9 protein-coding genes are annotated in these 7,264 nt (G+C 40.5%); 7 read left to right on the top strand and 2 right to left on the bottom strand.

From position 1 onward, the window contains the following. Positions 1 to 224: 224 nt before the first annotated feature. Positions 225 to 671, bottom strand: coding sequence for a hypothetical protein (locus EDD69_RS15080; RefSeq protein ID WP_132949715.1), 447 nt, complete (start codon positions 669 to 671; stop codon positions 225 to 227). A gap of 158 nt (positions 672 to 829) precedes the next feature. On the opposite strand from EDD69_RS15080, the gene EDD69_RS15075 reads away from it, so the two are divergent. The 6 genes from EDD69_RS15075 to EDD69_RS15735 all read left to right on the top strand — a co-directional run bounded on the left by EDD69_RS15075 (position 830) and on the right by EDD69_RS15735 (position 4,328). Then, on the top strand, positions 830 to 1,471 hold the full coding sequence (locus tag EDD69_RS15075) for an SdpI family protein (RefSeq protein WP_207893291.1): 642 nt from the start codon (positions 830 to 832) through the stop codon (positions 1,469 to 1,471). Positions 1,472 to 1,794: 323 nt separating this feature from the next. After that, a complete protein-coding gene (locus EDD69_RS15740; protein ID WP_279388159.1) occupies positions 1,795 to 1,923 on the top strand; it encodes a hypothetical protein in 129 nt (42 codons plus the stop codon). A 17-nt stretch (positions 1,924 to 1,940) separates the two neighbouring features. Beyond that, a complete protein-coding gene (locus tag EDD69_RS15070; protein WP_132949713.1) occupies positions 1,941 to 2,570 on the top strand; it encodes a YhbD family protein in 630 nt (209 codons plus the stop codon). A 4-nt stretch (positions 2,571 to 2,574) separates the two neighbouring features. Then, a complete protein-coding gene (locus EDD69_RS15065) occupies positions 2,575 to 3,279 on the top strand; it encodes a polymer-forming cytoskeletal protein (RefSeq protein WP_132949712.1) in 705 nt (234 codons plus the stop codon). 13 nt (positions 3,280 to 3,292) lie between these two features. After that, on the top strand, positions 3,293 to 4,021 hold the full coding sequence (locus EDD69_RS15060; RefSeq protein ID WP_132949711.1) for a polymer-forming cytoskeletal protein: 729 nt from the start codon (positions 3,293 to 3,295) through the stop codon (positions 4,019 to 4,021). Positions 4,022 to 4,193: 172 nt separating this feature from the next. Continuing rightward, complete coding sequence (locus EDD69_RS15735; RefSeq protein ID WP_279388158.1) at positions 4,194 to 4,328, top strand: hypothetical protein; 135 nt, start codon at positions 4,194 to 4,196, stop codon at positions 4,326 to 4,328. A 95-nt stretch (positions 4,329 to 4,423) separates the two neighbouring features. Here the strand turns inward: EDD69_RS15735 and EDD69_RS15055 are convergent, their stop codons facing one another. Next, entirely contained in the window at positions 4,424 to 5,548 is a 1,125-nt protein-coding gene (locus tag EDD69_RS15055) for an NAD(P)/FAD-dependent oxidoreductase (protein WP_132949710.1), read from the bottom strand. A gap of 261 nt (positions 5,549 to 5,809) precedes the next feature. On the opposite strand from EDD69_RS15055, the gene EDD69_RS15050 reads away from it, so the two are divergent. After that, positions 5,810 to 6,784: a S8 family peptidase gene (locus EDD69_RS15050; protein WP_132949709.1), complete on the top strand. Its 975-nt coding sequence runs from the start codon at positions 5,810 to 5,812 to the stop codon at positions 6,782 to 6,784. The last annotated feature ends 480 nt before the right edge of the window (positions 6,785 to 7,264 follow it).

Below are 7,264 nucleotides of genomic sequence, written 5' to 3'. Positions count from 1 at the left end.
CTTCTAGCATGCCGATCCCGAACGTAAAACGCATGGCAGACAAATTCATTTGTCTGATGGCGTTTTCGTTCGGGGAAGTGGCAGAAAAGCTTGTTTATGTCGGAAAATTGAGCTCATCATATATCGAAGTGTGTTAAAGATTGATAGAATAACAGAAAAAGAGAGCCGCTGATTCCAAGAAATCATGCGAGTCTCTTTTTGTTGTTTTTATCGGAAAATTCAGTCTAATATCTTGATTTTTCTTCTCTCTTTCGCTTTAATAAAATCGATTCCTCCAATTTCTTGTCGTTAACTGCAAAATGCGAAGTTGCGACAAAAAGAACTACCATAACTAAAATAACGATAATGAACCTCTTCGATTCCACAAGGTTCATATTGGAGTTTTCTGACACTGATGAAAAATAAACTGGAAAGAATACTAACAAGATAAATAGACCTGCAAAAGAGATGACTTCAAAAATATGATTCTTATATATACCGTTAGCAATCAAGATATATAAAATAATTGGTACTGCAATATCTAATGTTAATAATATATACCCGAAGTTAGACAATCCATTTTCTAACAAAAAATGTCCTTTAAATAACCTCGTTACCAAGGCGGTGCCATAAACAATAATTGCCGAAAACATTAAACTTACCACTGATAAAATTGGCTTTGAAACTTTCATTTTTGTTTTATCCCTCCTAAAAATTTAGCTATATTATAATTATTATAAATTTTAACTTAAGGAACCTTTAATATTTGTGTAAATTTTGTGAATATTAAGATATAAGAGTTGAAGAAATTTCAAAGCAGGATTCAAATGCAAAAGGAAGGAGATAAATGATGAAAACAAATCGATTCGTGGTCATGTTAATGGTTTTTAGTTATTTGTTAAGTTTAATCGCCATCCCCTATTTACCTGATGAAGTGGCCATTCATTGGAACCTAGCTGGTGAAGCGGACGGGTACAGCAGCAAATGGTTTGGTGCGTTTATTCTTCCTTTAGCCATGACTTGGTGCTTGTTGTTAATGGCTCTTTTACCAAAAATGGATCCGGAAAAAGCAAACGATGAAAAATTTAAAGGCAGCTATAACATGTTAATTAATGTGTTTGCGCTCTTTTTCATCGCTTTTCATGTTATTACATTAGCCTATAACTTAGGGTTCCCCGTAGATGTGGGACTATTTGTGCCAATTGGTGTCGGTGTTTTATTTATTGTATTAGGAAACTACATGCCAAAATTCAAACGTAACTACTTCGTTGGGATTCGAACACCATGGACGTTAGAGAGTGAAACGGTTTGGGATAAGACGCATCGTATAGGCAGAAAAGTGTTTGTGTTAATGGGATTCGCGTTGATGCTGACGGTATTTATTGAAGGGATATGGAATTTTATCTTGTTTTTAGCCATTACGTTAGGCGGAGTTTTATATTTATTTGTTAAATCCTACCTGTATTTTCGAGAAGAACAACGGAAAGTTTAACGCGTAATGACAGAGGATAGGGTACAAGTGCCTGATCACGACCCGCATTCTGTCAAAGATGGATCGTATAGAAGTGGAGGAGAGTTGCACTGTAATGACAGTCAGCTCTTTTTTCGTAGTAGCATACAACCTCTTACTCTCATGAGAATGAATTTCAAATTTCTGTTTTTCGTTTTTCTGTCCACCATCATCCCTCCTCGTTTGCATTCGTGGTTTTTTCTAATTTCAGGAAGGTTATGCAAAGGGACTGTTTGACCCATTAATAACTTTTAAACACATAAATTGCCTGCCTCATGACGAAAACTACTCGTGAGGTGAAAAAGATGAAAGAAAAAGAACAATATTTCCCAGGTAGCGTTATCGATATTAGAGACGAAGGAGAAGAGTCAGCAGAAACCTATAAAAATTCTCTTTTTATTTACAACGTAACATTGTTATGTTACATTATATAGCAAGGGAGGTGCTCATAGTGGAGGAGGAATTAATCTCGAAAAAAGAATTGTTGGAGAGAACAGGGATCTCTTACGGTCAACTTTATCGGTGGAAACGGAAAAAATTAATTCCCGAAGAATGGTTTATTCGAAAATCGACGTTTACAGGGCAAGAAACGTTTTTTCCAAAAGAAAAAATACTAGCGAGAATCGAAAAAATTAAACAGATGAAAGATGATCTGTCGCTCGATGAATTGGCAAATATGTTTTCACCGAACCCTGCTGCGATTACTCTCCATAGAGACGAAGTTATAAAACGTAACATTGTTACGAAAGTGACGATGCAATTCTATATGGAACAAAAAGGAGAGCAGCACACTTTTTCCTTCAACGAACTGTTGCAGCTTTATATTCTTGATCAATTGCTACAAACAGGGGAAATTAGTTTGGAAGAAGGAAAAGGCGTGTTCGATGTATTCGAGCAACATTATTCCGCATTTCAAGGCCGGAGCTGTGAGTTGCTTTTTGTACGGAAAATGGGAATATCGATATGTTTATTAGTAGCAAGCGGAAATGACGTCTATGTCGAAGAAAAGGCGAAAATCATTGTTCGTCTTCATGTACCGACTTGCGTAGAGCAATTAAAACTGTTGGTGTCGGAGGGATAAAGGCGTGGAGCGGAGAGACTTAGTTATATCTGGGGCTGGAAGTGCTTCGGGCGGTCTATACAATTTGGTCAAAATTTCTGGAACAGGAAAGGTGCATGGGGATATCGACTGTCATGATATGTCGATTCACGGGACGGTAACGATGGAAGGAAGCGTGAAAGCGAAGGCGGTACATATATCCGGAAAAGCCCGCATGACGGGAGCGTTAAAAACGGAACACGCAGTCATTCGCGGAAGCGTCCGGATTGGCGGGGATGTACAATGCAAACAATTTGATTGCCACGGAAGCGCAAATGTAGACGGGAATTTATCGGCGGATGAAGTGCATATTCATGGAGAGACAGTGATTGAAGGAGATTGTGACGCGGAACAATTTAAGGCAAAGGGTGGTTTTACCATCGGTGGTTTATTAAATGCCGGGAATATTCAAATAAAGCTTTTCGGACATTGTCAGGTAAAAGAAATCGGCGGAGAACGCATTGAAGTAAAACAGCAAGGCGTGACATTTTTGAAAAAACTGTTATTTCATACTGGTCTGACCGCTGAAAGCATCGAAGGGGATGAAATTTATTTAGAGCATACGAGCGCGAAAGCAGTCAGAGGAAACCGGGTGACGATCGGTCCTGGATGCGACATTGAAGTCGTGGAATATCAAAGTGAATTTCAATGTGATCCGGAAGCCAAAGTCGGTACTTATAAAAAAGTGTGAAGGAGGGAGAGACGTGGGAAATCATGTGCGCCATTTAACCGTAAACGGATCAGCGCTCACTTCGGGAGGAACGTTTCATAAGGTGACCATTCGTGGTGATGCTACCATTAACGGTGATTTGTGGTGTGATCGCTGTAAAGTGTTTGGCAATGCCGATGTGAGCGGCAATATCGAGGCAAAGTCGTTCCACATCTTTGGTCAAGCGAACATACGAGGAAATGTTCAAGGAGAAACGATCAAGCTGTTTGGGGAAATAAATATACGCGGAAATGCGATCGCGCATGATTTTCATCTCCGCGGCGCCGCCCATGTAGATGGCAATGTAACAGGAGGAACGATTCACGGTTACGGAGAAATGAAAGTGTCCCGCGATTGTGAGGCGGACATGTTTTCTGTCAAAGGCGCTGTGGAGATTGGCAGCACGCTAAATGCGGAGCGGGTCGAATTGTACCTTCATTTTGCCGATAGCCGAATCACCGAAATTGGCGGGAAAACGATTCACGTCAAGCGAAGTAAAACATTGAATATTCTTCACTTTTTGAAACGATTTGCACGCGATTCGGCAAAGTTAGTAACGGAAACGATTGAAGGGGACGACATTTATTTAGAACATACCGATGCCAAAATCGTCAGGGGGGACCGCATCATCATTGGTCCAGGCTGTAACATTGGTCTTGTTGAATATCACACAAGTTTTCAGCAAGACGAAAAAGCGATCGTGAAAGAAAAAAGAAAACGATAATGAAGGATAATGAAGAAAGAGAGAGCAGGATGACGAGGAACGAAACAGGCATTAAATGGGTGTTGCTCGGGCCACTCATTGGCATTTTTGTCGCGTCGAAATGTATAAGTGCCTGGCAACAACCGGATTTTAACCAACTTTATTAATTGGACAAAGGGGCAGTGTGAATTCGATGGAAAATAAAAAATACACTATAGCCGGCACGGATATTGAAGAAGTGAAAAAACAAAATGCCAAGTCCGGCTTATCGTATAACCAAGTGTTTGAAAAACTAGCAAAAGAGCGAAAAGAAAAAGCTGATGAGTAGCCATCAGCTTTTTTGTATTTTAATATCCCACCTCCAAATAACATGTAGGCGGGAGCGGTTCATCCGAGTACAATTGCGTATGAAGTGCTGTTCGTTTACTCTATTTTCTTAATGGCTCCAGCGACATCATAGTCATGAGGGTCTAATTCTGTTGGTTTTCCAAGCACAAGCTTTGCCAGTTCAGAACCTAAGTAAGGGCCCGCTGTGAGTCCTGATGCGCCTAATCCGTTTGCGACATAGATGCCTTTAAAACCTGGAAGTGCTCCAAATACTGGAAGGAATCCAGGAGTGTATGGACGAAAGCCAACTCTTGTTTCTAGATGAGTACAATTGGCTAACCCTGGTGCTACGGTTAACGCTTTGTCTAACACTTCATGCAATCCACCAGCCGTTACTCTGTAGTCGAAGCCAAGATTATCTTCATGAGTTGCTCCGACAACGACACGGCCATTTTCAAAGGCAAGGAGATATTGGTTGTTTGGCGGCATGACAACGGGCCAGTTGTCTGTATCTCTTTCTGGCCTTTCAAGGTGAATGATTTGTGCTTTTTGAGGCGTCACTAAAAATTCAATCCCTAACGGAAGAAGCAGCTCTTTTGACCACGCACCAGCCGTTGCAATGACGGCATCTCCTACATATTGTTTTCCGTTTACTTCGACACCGATTACTCGATCACCTTCATGGATGAGTTTTGCGTTTCCTCTGATATAAGTAGCCCCAAGCTTTTGCGCTACCTTAACTAAGGAGTCGCGCAGTGCTTTTCCATTGACGCGAGCGGCGCCGCTTACGTGTATGGAGCTATATTCCTCTGCCAATGGCGGAAATAATGCCTTTGTTTCCTCCGAAGACATTCGCGTAATTTCACCCATTTCCGGTGCGTCTTCACGACGTTGTAATACTCTTTCCTCGATCTTTTGAAGTTTCTTCTCATCTATATGGAGACAGATTGCTCCTACACGCTCATATCCCGTTTCCGTTTCACCATAGGATTTAAGTTCTTCTATTAAAACAGGATAAAATCTCGCTCCACCTTTCGCTAGGCGATACCAAAGCTTATTTCGACGCTGGGAAACCCATGGACAAACAATCCCAGCCGCGGCATCCGTTGCTTGGCCTTTGTCACCCCTGTCTATTAACGTTACAGAAACTCCTTCTTTTGCTAAGTGATAAGCGGTAGATGCTCCTAATATTCCGGCTCCAACGACGATGTATGATTTCATGCCAAACACCTTTTCTGTTTTTTCTTTTTATCATCATTAGAATAGCATATGTGTGAACAGCCCTCCACTTAACTTCATTTGAAGTGGGAGTTTCGATATGCTAATTTATATAACTTTTGGATGATAAATCAAAAAATCAGACTAAAGAATCTATTTTGTGGGACATGTTTATGGTATAATTTACAGAAAGTTCAGAATTGTGTATTTGGTTTTTGGTGGAGTTGTACCTGTTTTGCCTATTAATTTTTAGGAGGGATTCGTATGGAAAATACGATTCGTTTGATTCCGTTTGAGATTGAAGAAAAGCTTGAGAATGTAAAGGAAATCCCTGAAGGCGTCCGTATGGTACAAGCACCTGAGGTTTGGAAAGAAGGCATAAAAGGGAAAGACGTTGTGATTGCGGTCATTGATACTGGATGTGATCGAAACCATCCTGATTTAAAAGGTAGAATTATGAGCGGTAGAAACTTCACGACAGATGATAACGGTGATGTTGACAATTATTCAGATTATAACGGCCACGGAACGCATGTGGCAGGTACGATCGCCGCAGCAGAAAATGATCAAGGCGTAGTCGGTGTCGCCCCTGAAGCAAAACTATTAATTTTAAAAGTGTTGGCAAATGATCCAAACAATCCCGGGTCGGCAACAGGTAAATATGAATGGATTATAAATGCCATTAACTACGCTGTCGATCAAAAAGTAGATATTATCTCCATGTCGTTAGGCGGTCCTTCCGATGTGCCGGAATTACATCAAGCAGTTAAAAGAGCGGTTGAAAACAATATTTTAGTTGTATGCGCAGCAGGAAATGAAGGAGACGGAAACGAAAGAACGGAAGAACTTTCTTATCCAGCAGCCTACAATGAAGTGATTTCGGTTGGAGCCGTCAGCCTCGCTGGTCAAATATCTCGATTTACAAATTCCAATAAGGAAATAGATGTGGTTGCACCAGGGGAAAAAATTCTTTCCACCATTCCAGGCGGAAAATTCGCTGTTTTTAGCGGTACATCGATGGCAACTCCTCATGTTTCGGGGGCTTTGGCTTTAATCAAGCAATTATCCGAAAAAGAGTTTGGACGAAAACTTACAGAACCTGAACTTTATGCTCAATTAATTAAACGTACAATTTCGCTAGGCTTTTCAAAAGCATTGGAAGGAAACGGGCTTGTTTACTTAACGGCACCGAATCGTTTACGTAAACAGGATAAAAAACCACAAGTCTCAAGCATGTAAATGTTCCGCAATGTTTTCATTAGCCCCCTAATGAATTTGGAACTTTAACTCGATAAAAAGCCCTTTCTCGTTTGCGGGAAAGGGTTTTAATGCCTCCAAGATTGGAGGATCTGTTCGAATATTGATACCATGTAGAGTAGAGATGTTTGTACGTATAAGGCAAACGATGCATATCTCTCTCTCATAATATCCTATTCTAAGCAAAGCTATATGGTTTGGACATATTGCAACATAATAGATATTATGTTACATGGAAAGGCCCTCGAATTCTATGAATTGAAGGGCTTTTTGAGTTTATACATTCTTACTGTTCGATCAAACTCATACGCAATATCTCTGTATGAAAATTGTTTTTCTTTGAAATACTGTAAGTAAAGCGTCTCCTTAAAGGAGCATTCCTGTAATGAGGAAAAATGAGGTTTGAAACAAAAAAAGTCCCCTTGGTATGATACAGGGTGTCAAGGCCTTGACCCCTAACTA

Source organism: Thermolongibacillus altinsuensis, assembly GCF_004341205.1.
Taxonomy (GTDB): domain Bacteria; phylum Bacillota; class Bacilli; order Bacillales; family Anoxybacillaceae; genus Thermolongibacillus; species Thermolongibacillus altinsuensis.
Note: the sequence above shows the minus strand (reverse complement) of the source record. Positions and strands in the feature narration are given on the sequence as shown.

Excerpts from the sequence above, each read along its gene's own strand:
- EDD69_RS15080 (WP_132949715.1), bottom strand. The coding sequence starts at position 671 with ATGAAAGTTTCAAAGCCAATTTTATCAGTGGTAAGTTTAATGTTTTCG.
- EDD69_RS15075 (WP_207893291.1), top strand. The coding sequence starts at position 830 with ATGAAAACAAATCGATTCGTGGTCATGTTAATGGTTTTTAGTTATTTG.
- EDD69_RS15740 (WP_279388159.1), top strand. The coding sequence starts at position 1,795 with ATGAAAGAAAAAGAACAATATTTCCCAGGTAGCGTTATCGATATTAGA.
- EDD69_RS15735 (WP_279388158.1), top strand. The coding sequence starts at position 4,194 with ATGGAAAATAAAAAATACACTATAGCCGGCACGGATATTGAAGAAGTG.
- EDD69_RS15055 (WP_132949710.1), bottom strand. The coding sequence starts at position 5,548 with ATGAAATCATACATCGTCGTTGGAGCCGGAATATTAGGAGCATCTACC.
- EDD69_RS15050 (WP_132949709.1), top strand. The coding sequence starts at position 5,810 with ATGGAAAATACGATTCGTTTGATTCCGTTTGAGATTGAAGAAAAGCTT.